Annotated in this window: 17 protein-coding genes and 3 pseudogenes; 6 read left to right on the forward strand and 14 right to left on the reverse strand. The window is 50.5% G+C overall.

The genetic code is table 11. The features are described from left to right. Nucleotides 1-152 precede the first annotated feature (152 nt). Genes floA through B7992_RS08630 form a run of 3 tightly spaced genes read left to right on the forward strand, consistent with a single transcriptional unit; the run spans nt 153 to nt 2,394 of the window. The gene (gene floA / locus B7992_RS08620; protein ID WP_073235031.1) at nt 153-1,127 is read left to right on the forward strand and encodes a flotillin-like protein FloA; all 975 of its coding nucleotides are present in this window, start codon (nt 153-155) and stop codon (nt 1,125-1,127) included. A 28-nt stretch (nt 1,128-1,155) separates the two neighbouring features. After that, nucleotides 1,156-1,518 (forward strand): four helix bundle protein, encoded by a 363-nt coding sequence (locus B7992_RS08625; RefSeq protein WP_073161385.1) that lies wholly within the window; start codon nt 1,156-1,158, stop codon nt 1,516-1,518. 45 nt (nt 1,519-1,563) lie between these two features. Beyond that, nucleotides 1,564-2,394, forward strand: a complete 831-nt coding sequence (locus B7992_RS08630) for a hypothetical protein (protein ID WP_088666060.1) — start codon at nt 1,564-1,566, stop codon at nt 2,392-2,394. Between the two features lie 102 nt (nt 2,395-2,496). Here the strand turns inward: B7992_RS08630 and B7992_RS08635 are convergent, their stop codons facing one another. The 6 genes and pseudogenes from B7992_RS08635 to B7992_RS08660 form a co-directional block, all read right to left on the reverse strand. Beyond that, the gene (locus B7992_RS08635; protein ID WP_073285556.1) at nt 2,497-3,270 is read right to left on the reverse strand and encodes an amino acid ABC transporter ATP-binding protein; all 774 of its coding nucleotides are present in this window, start codon (nt 3,268-3,270) and stop codon (nt 2,497-2,499) included. A gap of 101 nt (nt 3,271-3,371) precedes the next feature. Continuing rightward, nucleotides 3,372-4,031 (reverse strand): amino acid ABC transporter permease, encoded by a 660-nt coding sequence (locus B7992_RS08640; RefSeq protein WP_088666061.1) that lies wholly within the window; start codon nt 4,029-4,031, stop codon nt 3,372-3,374. Between the two features lie 156 nt (nt 4,032-4,187). Next, on the reverse strand, nt 4,188-4,979 hold the full coding sequence (locus B7992_RS08645) for an amino acid ABC transporter substrate-binding protein (RefSeq protein WP_073285569.1): 792 nt from the start codon (nt 4,977-4,979) through the stop codon (nt 4,188-4,190). 176 nt (nt 4,980-5,155) lie between these two features. After that, nucleotides 5,156-5,464, reverse strand: a pseudogene (locus B7992_RS08650) (4Fe-4S dicluster domain-containing protein); the annotation flags it as partial. A gap of 164 nt (nt 5,465-5,628) precedes the next feature. Further along, the gene (locus B7992_RS08655; protein WP_073285571.1) at nt 5,629-6,552 is read right to left on the reverse strand and encodes a hypothetical protein; all 924 of its coding nucleotides are present in this window, start codon (nt 6,550-6,552) and stop codon (nt 5,629-5,631) included. Then, nucleotides 6,549-7,145 carry a triacylglycerol lipase gene (locus B7992_RS08660; RefSeq protein ID WP_217897592.1) on the reverse strand — a complete coding sequence of 199 codons (597 nt, stop codon included), beginning with the start codon at nt 7,143-7,145 and terminating at the stop codon, nt 6,549-6,551. Before B7992_RS08660 ends, B7992_RS08655 begins: the two co-directional genes overlap by 4 nt. A 182-nt stretch (nt 7,146-7,327) precedes the next feature. On the opposite strand from B7992_RS08660, the gene B7992_RS08665 reads away from it, so the two are divergent. Genes B7992_RS08665 through B7992_RS08675 form a run of 3 tightly spaced genes read left to right on the forward strand, consistent with a single transcriptional unit; the run spans nt 7,328 to nt 8,197 of the window. Then, complete coding sequence (locus B7992_RS08665) at nt 7,328-7,543, forward strand: DUF3791 domain-containing protein (RefSeq protein WP_072801212.1); 216 nt, start codon at nt 7,328-7,330, stop codon at nt 7,541-7,543. Beyond that, entirely contained in the window at nt 7,540-7,974 is a 435-nt protein-coding gene (locus B7992_RS08670; RefSeq protein WP_088666062.1) for a DUF3990 domain-containing protein, read from the forward strand. Before B7992_RS08665 ends, B7992_RS08670 begins: the two co-directional genes overlap by 4 nt. After that, a complete protein-coding gene (locus B7992_RS08675; RefSeq protein ID WP_073161622.1) occupies nt 7,967-8,197 on the forward strand; it encodes a hypothetical protein in 231 nt (76 codons plus the stop codon). Before B7992_RS08670 ends, B7992_RS08675 begins: the two co-directional genes overlap by 8 nt. A gap of 14 nt (nt 8,198-8,211) precedes the next feature. Here B7992_RS08675 and B7992_RS17160 read toward each other — a convergent pair whose 3' ends face one another. From B7992_RS17160 to B7992_RS08715, 8 genes and pseudogenes are all read right to left on the reverse strand, one after another. After that, complete coding sequence (locus B7992_RS17160) at nt 8,212-8,469, reverse strand: IS3 family transposase (RefSeq protein WP_254917663.1); 258 nt, start codon at nt 8,467-8,469, stop codon at nt 8,212-8,214. A gap of 35 nt (nt 8,470-8,504) precedes the next feature. Next, a pseudogene (locus B7992_RS08685) lies at nt 8,505-8,711 on the reverse strand (succinate dehydrogenase/fumarate reductase iron-sulfur subunit); the annotation flags it as partial. Nucleotides 8,712-8,766: 55 nt separating this feature from the next. After that, nucleotides 8,767-9,252: a DUF3368 domain-containing protein gene (locus B7992_RS08690; protein WP_088666063.1), complete on the reverse strand. Its 486-nt coding sequence runs from the start codon at nt 9,250-9,252 to the stop codon at nt 8,767-8,769. Beyond that, nucleotides 9,249-9,536: a UPF0175 family protein gene (locus B7992_RS08695; RefSeq protein ID WP_088666064.1), complete on the reverse strand. Its 288-nt coding sequence runs from the start codon at nt 9,534-9,536 to the stop codon at nt 9,249-9,251. Before B7992_RS08695 ends, B7992_RS08690 begins: the two co-directional genes overlap by 4 nt. A 286-nt stretch (nt 9,537-9,822) precedes the next feature. Next, nucleotides 9,823-10,161, reverse strand: a complete 339-nt coding sequence (locus tag B7992_RS08700) for a hypothetical protein (RefSeq protein WP_083539745.1) — start codon at nt 10,159-10,161, stop codon at nt 9,823-9,825. Between the two features lie 14 nt (nt 10,162-10,175). Then, nucleotides 10,176-10,442, reverse strand: a pseudogene (locus tag B7992_RS08705) (fumarate reductase/succinate dehydrogenase flavoprotein subunit); the annotation flags it as partial. Nucleotides 10,443-11,013: 571 nt separating this feature from the next. Further along, a complete protein-coding gene (locus tag B7992_RS08710; protein WP_088666065.1) occupies nt 11,014-12,966 on the reverse strand; it encodes a hypothetical protein in 1,953 nt (650 codons plus the stop codon). Nucleotide 12,967: 1 nt separating this feature from the next. Beyond that, nucleotides 12,968-15,055, reverse strand: coding sequence for a hypothetical protein (locus B7992_RS08715; protein ID WP_141100419.1), 2,088 nt, complete (start codon nt 15,053-15,055; stop codon nt 12,968-12,970). Between the last annotated feature and the right edge of the window lie 23 nt (nt 15,056-15,078).

Genomic DNA, 15,078 nt, shown 5'->3' on the forward strand with positions numbered 1-15,078 from the left:
CCAACATCCCATATTTAATCATCAATCGTCAATTATCAATGAATAACTTCATCATTTTTGATAATGCGCCTCGGTCATAAAAATAAACAAGTTTATTTTTGCGACACTCGGCTTAATTATCAATTAAGTTTAATTACCACGAGGAACACAACATGGATACACTCATTACCGTAGGCATTGTCATTGCCGCCATCGTCGTCATCATTCTTCTCGCCTTTATCGGCAAGTTCTTTAGCCTCTGGCTTCAGGCCTTGTTCTCCAGGGCAAACGTCAGCATTTTCCAACTCATCGGTATGCGTCTCCGTAAGGTGCCGCCCCAGGTGATCGTGGAAGCCCGCATTCTTAGCTGCAAGGCTGGCCTCCCTGTAGACACCAACTTGCTGGAAGCCCACTTCCTTTCTCGCGGTAACGTTCTCCGCGTGATCCAGGCTCTCATTGCCGCCAACAAGGCAAACATCAAACTGGACTTCAAGGAAGCTGCGGCTATCGACCTTGCCGGTCGTAACGTTCTTGAAGCCGTCCAGATGTCCGTGAATCCCAAGGTTATTACCACGCCCAAGGTTTCCGCAGTGGCTCTGGATGGCATCCAGCTTCACGCTGTTACCCGCATTACCGTCCGTGCAAGCATCCAGAAGCTGGTTGGTGGCGCAGGCGAAGAAACCGTTATCGCCCGTGTTGGCGAAGGCATCGTGTCTTCCATTGGTTCTGCACAGAGCCATAAGGAAGTTCTCGAAAACCCCAACATGATTTCCAAGAAGGTGTTGGCATCCGGCCTGGACGCTGGTACCGCATTCGAAATTCTTTCCATCGATATTGCCGACGTTGACGTTGGTCAGAACATCGGTGCAATCCTCGAAACCGACCGTGCAGAAGCTGACAAGAAGATCGCTCAGGCTAAGGCGGAAGAACGCCGCGCCATGGCATTCGCCGCCGAACAGGAAATGAAGGCCAAGGTCATGGAAATGAAGGCTAAGCTGGTGGAAGCAGAAGCACAGATTCCCATGGCCATGGCAACCGCCCTCCGCGACGGAAAGCTTGGCGTCATGGACTATTACAACATGAAGAACATCGAAGCCGACACCCAGATGCGTAAGGAAATCGGGACTGGCAGCGAAGCTGCCAAGTAGCGTAAAGTAGAAAGGATAAAGGTTAAAGATGTTCGCCTACAGGAAACTTAAGGTTTATCAAAAATCTTTGCAATGGGTTATAGACGTATATAATCTTACGTCAACATTTCCAACTGCAGAGAAATTCGCTTTGACAAACCAAATTCAACGAGCCGCAGTTTCTGTAACATCAAACATTGCAGAAGGCTCTGGCAGAACGTCTACCAAAGATTCGATCCATTTTTTGGAAATAAGTTTTGGATCTCTGATGGAAGCACAAAGCCAATTGGAAATCGCTGCTCTTTTGAATTACATTTCCAAAGAGCAACTCACATCCATTGAATGCAAAACGGAAGAAATTGCCAAAATGCTTTCTGGCTTAAAGTCTGCGAAATCAAGAAATTCAAATTAGCAATCCTTTAACCTTTATCCTTTAACCTATAACCTAATAACTCATATGGAAGGTTTACTCATTCTTATCGGAGTCTACGTTCTTGATATTGTCATCAAGAAGGTTGCTGCAGGTAAAAAGAAACAACAGGATCAACATCGGGAAATTCCTCCTGATGACGAATTCGATAATGAACAGCAGGAAGAACAGACTAGCCATACAAAGCCACGTTCCCTGCAAGATCTTATTCGCCAATTTGAGGAAGCTCAACGAGAAAATTCCGGAGGAACCTATGTTCCGCCATCTCCCGAAGTAGAGGATGATGAGGAAGACGTGGGCCTGCCAGTCGTCACGCCGGCGAAGCCCGGAGAATACACCTTCAGCGAAATCGCTGAATCTGTGGTCCAGTGGGAATACGTAAGTGTTGAGCTGCTGCAGGAAGCTTTCGGTTTCTCTGAGCGGATTGCCCAGCAGGTTCTTGCGGAACTTCAGGCAAAGCGCATCGTTGGCCGCGACATGGGCGATGGAGATTGCGACCTTCTTGTCCACGACAAGGTTGAGCTAGACAACCACTTCAAGCGATTACAGCGCGAAGCGGAAGAACAGCAGGCTGCAGCCGCCCAGGAAGCATCCCTCCAAGAACGTCGTGAAGCCGAGCTGAAGCACCAAAAGGAATTGGCAGAACTTGAAGAGCGAGCCCGGCAACTACGTGAGCAGGCTGGTCAGGGAACGTCTCCTGACATGAATGAAGCTATCGGGGAACCTTGTCTAGCCAGTGCAGACAACCACGTCCACACACGCAATCTTGACAAGTTCGAAATCCGCCGCGGCTTCATCTGGGCAAAGGTTCTCGACGAGCCCCGCTTCAAAAAACGCTGGAGCGCCCGGGCACGTTAGTTGTCAGACAACTCTTAAAAGCAAAAGCGTCGAGGTTTATCCCCCGACGCTTTTCTATTTCATTTTCAAGTTATGCAACAAGCAAACTTTGTGCAGGATTCACTAACCTTGAGCAAAACGGCTCAGGAAGCTAGCAAGGCGTTCATTACCGGACTGGTTGAATACAAAATCAGGAGAGCCCTGTTCCACAATCACACCCTGGTCCATAAAGATTACTTTATTCGCAACATCACGGGCAAAGGCCATTTCGTGGGTCACGATAACCATGGTCATCTTCTGGTCGGCAAGGCCCTTGATAATCTTCAGCACTTCGCCGGTCAGTTCCGGGTCCAGGGCGCTGGTAGGTTCATCAAAGAACAGAATCTTGGGCTGCATGGCCAAGGCGCGGGCAATGGAAACGCGCTGCTGCTGGCCGCCGGAAAGTTCACAGGGATAGGCCTTTTCCTTGGTTTCAAGTCCCATCTGCTTAAGCAGTTCACGGCCACGCTTGCGAGCTTCTTCACGATCCATTCCCAGAACGCGGATAGGCGCGATGGTCAAATTCTGAAGCACCGTCAAGTGCGGGAATAGATTGAAGTTCTGGAAAACCAGACCTGTAGACAAACGAATTTCGCGAAGGACACTGGCAGGAGCGTACTTGGCAACGCCCTTCTTGTCCACACCCACAACCATGTCCTTGCCATTCACGCAAACCGTACCGGCATTCATGGTTTCCAGCTGGGTAATGCAGCGGAGAAGCGTAGACTTGCCGCTACCAGAGGGGCCAATGATAGAAAGAACTTCGCCTTCCTTCAGGTCGAAGGAAATATCTTTCAGCACATGATTATCACCAAAAGACTTCTTCAAATGCTCAACTTTTAAAACTACACTATCCATAACTACCCACTTCCTACTGTCTACTTCCTACTACCCATCAGCACCGCCAGATGCGACCTGTCAACCTCATACCTCAAAGGCGCTCTGCGCCGACCTCACTCCTACCTATAATAATTCAGCTTCTTTTCTACGTAGGCGAAAAGGCAACTGAGCAAAAGGTTTGCGATATAGTAGAACACACCGGCCACAAACAGCGGATAAATGCTGGCGTAGGCAGCCTGCTGCTTTTTTGCCAGAGAGAAAAGTTCCGCCACGGCAATCACCTGAGCCAGGGACGTATCCTTCACCAGGGTAATGACTTCGTTGGCGCTGGCAGGAACAACCTGCTTTACAACCTGAGGCAAGATAATGCGGAAGAAGGTCTGGCCGCGGGTCAGGCCCAGCATCTGGGCCGCTTCGTACTGGCCCTTGGGAATAGCCAGAATGCCACCGCGGAAAATTTCAGCAAAGTAGGCCGCATAGTTGATGGAGAATGCAGCCACTACCGCCGGGAAGCGGTCAAAGGAAATTCCAAGGCCAGAGAATTCGCTGAGGTAATAGGACCCGAAATAGATAGCTACAATCTGCAGCAAGAGCGGTGTACCGCGCATCACGGAAATGTAGAAGGACACCGGATAACGGACAACGCGGTACTTGCTCATCTTCAGCACTGCGACCAAGAGTCCCAGCGGAATGGAGAACAACAGCGTCAGTCCAAAGATTTCTAGAGTGGTAACGAAACCGCCCCAGAGAACAGGCAGAAGAGTAAATAAATCAGACATATCAGCAATGAGGTTTGAGGTTCGCAGCTACGCTGCTAGAGGTATGAGGTTTTTATTTGGCGCTCCGCGCATTATATTAAAAGCGCCAAAGGCGCCATGCTTCGCTCAAAGTGCCGAAGGCACGCCCTCACACCTCAAAGCGAAGCGACCTCGATCCTACTTACCGAACCACTTGGTCTGGATTTCAGCGAACTTGCCGTCAGCCTGCATAGCCTTGATGGTTTCGTTCACGGCGTCACGGAGAGCCTGGTCCTTCTTGCGGAAGCCGATAGCATAGACTTCATCGCTGAGGCCTTCTTCAAGAACCACGAAATCCTTGGCGTTGGAAGCGATCCAGTACTTGGCAACGATTTCATCCAGGAACACGGCGTCTACACCACCCTTGTCCAGGTCCATCATAGCGGTCTGGTTATCGTCGAAGGGAACGATTTCCTTGGCAGCCTTGCCTGCGTCAGAAGCTTCAAGCAACTTCTGGGCAGTGGAACCGTTCTGCACGGCAATCTTCTTACCGGCGAGAGCAGCGAGGTTAGCAAGAGCCTTGTCCTTCACGGAGAAGATCATGCGGTTCTTGAGGTAGGCGTCGCTCAGGTTCATGGCGGCAGCGCGGGCAGAGTCAACGCTCATGCCGTTCCAGATGCAGTCGATCTTGCCGGTGTTCAGTTCCTGTTCCTTAGCGTCCCAGGAAATGGGCTGAGTCTTGAGAGTCACACCGAGACGGGCGCAAACTTCAGCAGCCAAGTCAATGTCAAAGCCCACAATGTTGTTGTCCTTGTCGCGGAAGCCCATGGGCGGGAAAGAGTCATCGAGGCCCAGCACGAAAGTGCCTGCAGCCTTCACCTTGTTCAGGGATTCGTCAGCCTGTGCTGCGTTATCATTCTTCTGTTCGTTGCAGCCGAACAAAAAAGCGGCACAGCAGGCAACCATTGCAATCTTTGTGAAAAATTTCATTGTGTAACTCCTTTAAAATTCTACTGGGTAAATGTAGTTAAAGTTGACTCTAAATTGTTCTACAAAAAAGAACTCCACCCGGAGTTTAACCCGAACGGAGTTCTTGACTTGCTCAAAGGCCTGAAGCCCCACACCTCAAAGGGAGCGAAGCGACCGACCTCATACCTCACGCCTCATTAATCCTTACCATAAACCTTTTCAGCGTAGGTAGCGGTTGCCATGAGGTATTCGCGGTTCATCTTGGCGATGTAATCCACGGTGATACCCTTCGGGCAAGCAGCCTGGCATTCGTAAAGGTTGGTGCAGTTACCAAAGCCTTCCTTGTCCATCTGTGCCACCATAGCGAGCACGCGCTTCTTGGCTTCGACCTTGCCCTGGGGCAAGAAGCTGAGGTGAGAAACCTTGGCAGAGACGAAGAGCATAGCGGAAGCGTTCTTACATGCAGCAACGCAAGCACCGCAACCAACGCAAGCAGCAGCGTCGAATTCTCCTCAAATCCCTGCAAAACACCATCCGCATCAGTATGACCGTATGCACCATGTAAAAGAAGCACGTTATAATTCGTCAAACTTTCCATAGGCTTGGGAACAGCCCGTGATTCGCAAACAATCAACAAAATCAAGAATAGAACAATCCTCTTTCTCATACTTTACTCCAAATCCACCACGACATCGTTACCTTTATAAAATTTTAAGGGTTCACGCCATGTAAACGTAGAATCAAGACATGAAATTTCTTGATTACCAAGGTTACATATATTTGCTCGCAGTTCTATCATATTCCCCCAAAAAATTCCCTTACTAAACACCAACGGCGCCAGAATCGTATCCTTTTCGTTCTTTAAAATGTTTCCCTCAAGAGGACGCTTTCCAGGAAGGGAACAATACACGTCATAACCCCACGCACGGACATCATCGCACTTCTGTATCCACATCAGGTCTTCATCCAGTCTCTTGTAGGTGAGAACCCCCGACACGGTGTCCAAAACGGCATATTGGCAGCTATCGTTACCAGCTGTCAAATTTCCTTTTGCAAAAATTGCGCCATCAGTCCATTCCCTCAAGGAAACAATCGGAAAAGAAACAGAACAACCATCAAAAGACTGCCTAACTCCAATTATATGCGGTTTTTCGCCAATTTTCCAAAAGGAAAATGATGTCGCATTTTTCCAAACCAACAGATTCGGGTCCGTATTACCGCCCCAGACTACAGAATCCGACAATTGTCCCAAAACATACATGTATTGTCCATATCCATCGTCAACGGAATCCACAAAAACGGGGCCATCCAATTGTTCCCTGTAGTTATATACGCCAATGGTCCATCGTCCCAAACCGAACCGCTCTCCACTACACATGCAGTCAGCCTCATAACTCCATCTATTTGCATGAGCCACTATGGCAAAACTATCGTTAACGAAACCAACAATTTTCTTTTCGGTCGGGCCCGTCCATCGATACTCCATATCATCGCACGGATCATCGTAACACCCCCACATACATACACTTGAAATTGCAGTTATGGCAGCCACAATCAGCCTTTGAAGCCCAAACTTGTTCAACAGATTTTTCATACCCAGTTCTCCTTAAAACTTTTTCTGCACATTTTACTACAAAATAACAACAAACCGATTTGTATGTCCAAAGTTCCGGTGCCCTCGTGCGGTGAATCAAGCATGATAAATTTATCCACATCGCCGTTGTAGAAGTTACCCTGCACGTATTCACGGGAGACGACACCGCCCATGCTGTGACCGATAAGGATGTAGCGGGAAGCCAGTTGACGATAGAGGTTGGAGTTTTTACGGATGATTTCAAGAGCTTTTTGTCCAACCGTAGAATCTATAACAACAGAATCCCCAACAATATGTTTATTGTATATTTTCGCCTTCACTTCCTGAGCCTCTTCAAACAAGGCCCTACGTACGGAACACTTGTTATTCCCTTTCCAAGTTCTATCACCAATTTCGTATGCGTTATGTGCAGGGGACGCCGCTGGATTCGCAAAGGAACGTTGGATATAGATATACTCGGAGCCGTATGTTACCGTATCTTCAAAGACAGCGGAATCTAGCCAAAGAGTAAGTTTCTTTTCACCATCCTGATTATATGCCCCCAACATGCCTGCGGCATCACCCAAAGACTTTTGGAGCTTCGCGCTATCCATCTTAAGTTGTATAGTCTACAACCCAATTGTTATGAAAACCCCACGCACTACGAACAATTTCATCACACGAACTTTCGAATCCTTGATTTTCCGGAGCAGCTCCATGAATAAGCACTACATTGTACCGAGAGAGTGCCCATACTATTGCCACGACTCTAGCCTTTATGTATATTATCTAAGAAATGGACAAGAAACTGATCAGATATACCGTTGCATGCGTCAACGAGTTCGCCGCAAACAAGAGCCTTACAGAAAAGCAGGCTTTTGATTATCTATGCAATCACGGAGCGATGGATTTCCTTGTCGAATTCTACGATGTGGAGCATACGCTTTCATTTGAAGACGCCATCAACGACCTAACGCTAGTCAGCCAGCAGAACGGAGGGAAGATACAGTGATTCTCTTCCACGGTTCGAACACGGACATCGCCCAAATTGAACTGTCCAAGTGCCGTCCGAACAAGGATTTCGGCAAGGGGTTCTACCTTACCACCATTCGGGAGCAGGCTGTAAGGATGGCGCAAAGGGTAGCAAGAATGTATGGCGGCTCGCCCACCGTAGAATGGGCGAAATTCGTCATCACGAACCGAAACGCAACGAAACTGAAAGACCCGCAGGAAGACTCCAACATAGACGGTCGGTTCGACTTGGTCATAGGGCCGATTGCGAACGATGACTTGGCATTGCTATTCAGGCAGTTTTCCGAAGGAACTATCTCTGTCGAAACGCTCGTTAGCGAGATGAAGTTCAAGAAACTAACCGACCAATATTCCTTCCACTCAGAAAAAGCGATTGCGCTGTTGAAAAAGAAGGAGTCGGTCCATGTCTAAGCCCAAAATGCTTGCTGAACTCATAACGGGAGACATCATCTCGTATATGATGGAAGACCAGAAAATCCCGCTCATCGAAGCAATGCGCAGGCTCTACGCGTCAGAAACATTCGCCAAGTTGGTTGACCTGGAAACCGGACTTTACCTTGAAAGTTCTCCCTATGTCTACGACATATTCAAGGCGGAACAGGAAAACGGGAAACTGACTCAACTCGAAGTCTAGCCTAAGCCGGCTCCTTACGCAGCCAGCCTTTTCAACCTATACTCTACCTGGCTCAGGTACCCGAGCGTGCTATGCAACCTCCTGCGGTTATAGAACGCCTCAATATAGTCGAATATGTCCGACACCACCTCCCCCATGCAGGAATACTTTCTCCATTTTTTGCTATAAGCCAGGCGTTGCGGGCTGGCGTCTGAAGCCTGCAGTGGGGTGCGCGGAAGACCCAAAGGGGCTGAAGCCCCACACCTCAAAGGGAGCGAAGCGACCGACCTCATACCTCAAAGCGAATGCCTTGGGCATGAGCGACCTCTTAATCCTTACCATAAACCTTTTCAGCGTAGGTAGCGGTTGCCATGAGGTATTCGCGGTTCATCTTGGCGATGTAATCCACGGTGATACCCTTCGGGCAAGCAGCCTGGCATTCGTAAAGGTTGGTGCAGTTACCAAAGCCTTCCTTGTCCATCTGTGCCACCATAGCGAGCACGCGCTTCTTGGCTTCGACCTTGCCCTGCTTCATCTGTTCTTCGTTGACAATGTCCAGCATTTCCAGGAAGGTCGAATGTATGGGAAAATTACAAGGATTCAAGCAACTTCTTGAAAAGTCGTTCGCCAATGTGACGACCGCTAGAACGCAATATTTCTACAGCTTCGCGAACTTCATCTGCAGAAATGTAGCCATCCTTATAAGCGGCTCTAAAAATGCCGATTGTACCCATTATGTTGAGACCGATTGTTTTGGCAACATGCCTTGCCCTGATTTCATCAACAAGAAGTAAGTCCGCATTTAACCGATCTGTCAAAACGAGAGCCTCACTCTCACCAAGGTCAAGCCCCGTAGCCCTCCTAAAAAGGGAGACTTCTTGAGGATTGACATCTTGTATTTCAATGAATTCACATTTCCTAATCTCTTCCGCTTCTTCAGAAAAGTCAGGATTGGCAGTTAATTCTTCAAATACGCCTTGAGGAATGCGGACAGCCCCAAAAAGGCTTTTCAGCAAATCAAGACGACGAATTTTAAGAAGGGAAATGAGCGGAGTCGTATCGGAAACTACGATCATACCGAAGCGGCCTCTTTTGCCTTGAGACGTTCATAGGTAGCGACATCCTCTTCGACCTCGTCCCAATCCATATCAAAGTAGGCAAAGCCCTCATTGGCATAAAGCTCGATTAGCTGCCACTTTGTGATACCGAGAATTTCGGCAGCGCGACCATGCGATATGGTCTCGTTCTTTACAAACGGATGCAACAACAAGGCCAACTGCACAAGTTCGCCTTCTGGCTTCGTCGCAATATACGGCTCCATATCCACCGGGATCTGAAGTTGGACTGTTGTCATTTCCATTGTAAAGCCTCCACTCTTAATATATAATTTTATCAAGAATAAAGCAACCTAGCCGATTTACGTGACACCGTTAGATGCTGTTCACTGAGGAGTTTTTCCGAGGTGAAGCGTTTGGCGAATGTTACTGAATCGAATTATCTAGGATAAATATTGACAATACAAAATTCACAAAAAAGAACCCCGCCCGGAGTTTACCCGAACGGAGTTCTTGACACGCTCAAAGGCCTGAAAGGCCGACCTCATACCTCAAGCGAACGCCGCAAGGCATGAGCGACCTCACGCCTCATTAGTCCTTTCCGTACACCTTTTCAGCGTAGGTAGCGGTTGCCATGAGGTATTCGCGGTTCATCTTGGCGATGTAATCCACGGTGATACCCTTCGGGCAAGCAGCCTGGCATTCGTAAAGGTTGGTGCAGTTACCAAAGCCTTCCTTGTCCATCTGTGCCACCATAGCGAGCACGCGCTTCTTGGCTTCAACCTTGCCCTGCTTCATCTGTTCTTCGTTGACAATGTCCAGCATTTCCAGAAAGGACATGTCGGGAGAAATGTCGCTGATCTTGACAGTTTCGAACTGTCCCTTGGTCTTGGAGTCCTTCTGACGCCAAATCTTCAAAGTCAAATTCATATTGCCGTGGCTCATTATTTGTAGCTCCTAGTAACGAGGTGGACGTTATCGAATGTGAGAGGTTCCTTGTGGAGTTCGGGCTTTTCGCCATCGCCCTTGAATTCCCAAGCACCGACGTAGCAGAAGTGTTCGTCGTCACGCTTTGCTTCGCCTTCTTCGGTCTGGCATTCTTCACGGAAGTGACCGCCGCAAGATTCTTCACGGTGGAGGGCGTCGAGGGTGAGGACTTCTGCGAATTCAAGGAAGTCAGCCAGACGGCCAGCACGTTCCAGGTTCTGGTTGAAGGAACCTTCGAAGCGATTTCCTTGTTGCGGTTCTGCACCGCCGTCAGGTATTCGTTGTGCTTGCTTTCGAGGTTTTCGAGCCAGGGCTTGAATCCGCAGGCGCTCAACTTGTCATCACCAATTTCCTTGGGTATTGATGAGGTTCGTGAAAGTACCCGTGGACTGGTCCTGATTCAGCCTCGTGGGGTCGGCGTTCTCGGCAAAGTTCCTGCAAGAGGAGTAGGCGGCATTGCGTTCGGAATCAAGGCGGCTGACGGCCATTGCGGCAGATTCGTCGACAGACACTTCAATGAGGTTAGCGTATTCGGTTACAGAGGTGCGGTAGGCTTCGATGGACTTGCGAATCTCTTCGCTGGTGATGCTTGCAGTCTGCTCAACGAAGTACTTGTGGAGTCCCAGGAATTCTTCGTTGCGGAGTGTTCTGTAGTCGAGAGCGTATCACCGAAAATGCCTGATTCCGATGAACGAATAAAAAATAAGGATAAAGTGTTTTTGCAAACAAAGTAATACATCCCTTTATCCAGGTTGCATTTTTTTGTAAAAATTGTGTCACGGCCGTGTGTAGTTTCTACACGTCGTTTCCGCTAAAGCCGAGAGAGTCTTCGAGCCAGGTGTCTGTCCGCTGAACAGAAAGCCTACTTTTCATGGCTTTCTTGCCCGCCGAATACTGCGCCCACCTCACGACGAGCACAGAAAGGCGGCCAAGATGCCTAAAAGCGCCCCAAAGCGCCCCCGGCAGGTTGCGGCGCAGCACGTCGTCCTCAAAACTTGCGTAATGGCTCGCGCTCCCCGGGTCACCTTGACGGGCGGCGCGGCCAAAAAGCTGGCGGTCAATTCTCGAAGAAGGGTTGCACTCCGTGGCAATCACATGCAGGCCGCCAAGTTTCTTTACTTTATCGGGAATCTTGATGTCGGTTCCGCGCCCGGCCATATTGGTCGCAACCGTTATCGCGCCCATACGACCGGCGCCCTCGATAATTGTAGCCTCGTCGTCGCTGCGGACAGCGTTTATCACACGGCATTCAAGGCCAAGCGCCTTGATCATTTCGGCAAGGGTTTCGCTTTCGTCAATGTCCTTGGTGCCGATAAGGACCGGGCGGCCCTTGGCATGGACATCGAGCACTTCGTGGACAATGGCCACCCGCTTGGATTCCTTGGTAGAAAAAATCTTGAGGAACGAAATCTTACGCAAGCACTTGCGGTGATTCGGAATGCAAAGGACTGCCGCCCCGTAAATCGTCCAGAACTCGCCAAGGGCTTCCTTGCCGGTTCCCGTCATGCCAGAAAAGTTCTTGTACAGCCTAAAGAAGCGCTGGAAACTCATTCGCGCCTCGGTTTCCTTGAGGCCCGAAAGTTCCAGCCCTTCTTTCAGTTCAATCATCTGGTGAAGCCCGCCGTTCCACGAACGCATGGGCATCTTGCGGCCCGTCGATTCATCGACAATCACCACCTTGCCTTCTTCTACAACATACTGGCGACCGGCCACAAAAAGTTCTCGCGCCACAAGCGCCTGGCGAATCAGGTCCTTCAAGAAAGACGCCTTGCAGAAGCCCTCGCCCACCGACTTAAGCGATTCCAGGCGTTCGTCCATATCGACAAGGAAACGGACTGTCCTAAAGCGGATATCGACAGCATAGTCGGTACCTTGGACCAATTTTTCGGAAAGCGCGAAAGCAATCCTGCAACTTTCGTTAAAGCCCTCGTTCTTGTTCTCCTTGGAAATTATAAGCGGAGTCACGGCCTCGTCAATAAGCACGTTGTCGGCCTCGTCAACGATGGCGGTGCATAACCCCCGTTGCACCAAGTTCGACATGACCCGTTCCATATTCGCGCCCGAAGAATCGCCCACAAGCCGCTTCGAGAAATTCTGGTATTTCCCGAGCGCAATGCGGTCACGCAAGAAATCGGCAAGCACATCCTTGGCGGTAGAATAGGTCACGTCGGCGCTGTAGCCCTCCCTGCGCTCGGCAGGTTTCATCGCCCCGGTCACCGCCCCCACGGTCACGCCGCAAATATCGTAGAGAGGCTTCATTATCTGCGCATCGCGACTTGCCAGGTAGTCGTTCGCGGTTATCACGTGGCATGGCTGCTTGCCAAAGCCGCGCACCGTAGCGCACATCGCCGCAGTCACGGTCTTCCCCTCGCCTGTCGACATTTCGGCAATGAACCCGTCATAAAGTGCCAAGGCTCCCGCCACCTGCTCAATGTAGGGCCTGTACCCCAACGTGCGGGTCACCGCCTCCTGCACAAGGGCAAACGCGGTCTGCAGCGCGTTGCGGTCCGGCCTACGCTTAAAGGCATCGCGGACACGTGCCAGCCTTTGCCTAAACTCGGCACTGTCCAGGCCGCTATACGACCTGCCCAGCTTATCGATCTTGGCAGCTTCGCGCAAAAGGCGGCGCAGCACGCCACTACGGCCCTTGAACCGCCCTTGCATCCGAAAAACGAGGGCGTCAAGCCCCGTCGGAATCTTCTTCACCCGTTTACAGGCGGTAAGGCGGTAGTTTTCGATCAGGTTCATGCTACATCTTATAGTATTTCTGCAGGGCCTGCCTTGCCTTGCGGATTCCCTGCAGGGCAAGCGGAGTGTCTGTCAAATGGAAACGAATTTTTCCGGAACGTCCATGAGCCCAGTCTACACCGGAGAGGGAAGCCAAGTCCCTTCTTATCGAGGAACGAACGAGGTAAACAGGCTCCGCCGTACGCTCGCCAGAGCCATCCTTCGCCGTTGTTTCAATTTCGCCACCGCCAAGCCAGCCAAGGGCCGCAGAGGGCAAACGGTCACTCGCCGCAGGAATCACGCTCACGCTATCGACAGGAATCTCGACAAAGGCTTCGCCGTTTAAACGCACGGAAACCTTGCGCGGGTTTTCCATGAACAAGCGCGAGACTTCCTCTTGAGTCACCACCGCAAGAAAATCGAACGCAGCCGTATCTAAGACCATCCCAACCGAATCGCCCTTCTGCAAGAAACGCCCCACGTAGTCGTCAGGACTTTTAACATTCCAAATTCCGTCCATCGGAGCAAGCAGCGCCAACTTATCGCGGTCGTGCAACAAATCGTTCAGTTCCTGCCTCAGGACTCCCAATCTCTTTTCGACGGGCTGCATGTTTTCGGGAGCCAGTTCCAACGCCTGGTAATACGTTTGCACGGTCTCGTTCACCTGGGCACGTTTTTCCTCTATGCGGAAATCCAGTTCACGGTTCTCAAGGACCATCAGCGTATCGTCCTTATGGACCAGGGCCTTTTCGCCACGATAGACCTTTGCGACAACGCCCCCCTCGCCTACCGTAGAATTCTCGTACCGAGCGGCCTCAATAATTCCAGGAGCCTTGAAAGTGTCGGGAACAGGCACGTAGAAAAGCGCTGCAAAGACTCCGCCGAGCACGACCAAAGTCACAAGCACGGCGCGGTTACGGACCTGCGAAAGGGCTGGGCTTGCAAAGACATACTTTATAAACCGGCCCACAGGCATCACCACCATTGTAAGGCAGAGCAAGACACCCATACAGAAGGAAAGTATCAGGTAGTGCGCGGAAATGGCGACAATGAAGCCTGTAAACAGGAACACCCTGTAAATCGAAGACGAAACGCCGTACACGGCATAAACAAATCTTTCAAACCAGGTTTCAGCCACCTCTTCGGCGTCACGTTTGAAAAATACGTAACGTTCGAGCAAGTACTTCAAATGCCGCACCGAGCGCTGCTGCAAATTCGGCATGTCAAGAGCGTCGGTAAGCATGTAGTACCCGTCAAAGCGCATGAGCGGATTCACGTTAAAGAGGACTGTCGAAACGGAAGCCATCACAACAACGTTGTACGCAAGACTTTTGGCGAGGCCGCCCCCCAAATTCGCCCAAAGTATCAAAGCAATCGAAGCAATGAAGAACTCCGTGAGCATGCCTGCCGCCCCCACGAGAATGCGTTTCGACTTTTTGCGGAAAGACCAGCTCGCCGTCGCATCCACATAAGGGAGAGGAACAAGCAGCATGAACATCACGCCGAGCGTGTGAACCTCGCCGCCAAAACGCTTGACCACACTCGCATGGCCAAATTCGTGAAGCAGCTTGACAAACACGGTACACACGTAAACCCAGCCGATGTTCGACGGGGCAAGGAACCCTTGCGCACTATCCTTCAGGGCGTCGAAATTTTCAACACCGTACTTCGCAGCCACAAGAACCGTCAACAGCCACACCACCGCAAACGGCTTGCTAATCAGGCAAGCGATGAGCCATCGCAAGCGATTCAGAATAGCGTCAGGATCGAAAACGGGAACCTTCAAGAAGAAGATGTTCAGTAACGAAGACTTGACCTTTTTCTGCCTCTGCTTGCGGTTGCGCTCGAAAAGCTTTGCGCCATCGTCCACGCCCATGTACATGAGCATGTTCGCCTGGTACAGCTGCGCAAGCATCTCGATGACTTCGCCCTGGCCGGGCATATCGCCATCGCCGCTTTTAAGCATCGAGTTCCAAACCTCGCCTACCGTCTTATCGGGCGAAAGGCGCGACACAAAGTCGTACGCACCGCGCGGCAAGCGGTAGTACTGGTTGGTAAACTGCTCGTGAAGAACATACCACAGTACCCCGCGGTAGGTTTGCCTATGCACGCGGACACTCGCCCGGAGAGAAA

This window comes from Fibrobacter sp. UWH1, from assembly GCF_002210365.1.
Classification (GTDB): domain Bacteria; phylum Fibrobacterota; class Fibrobacteria; order Fibrobacterales; family Fibrobacteraceae; genus Fibrobacter.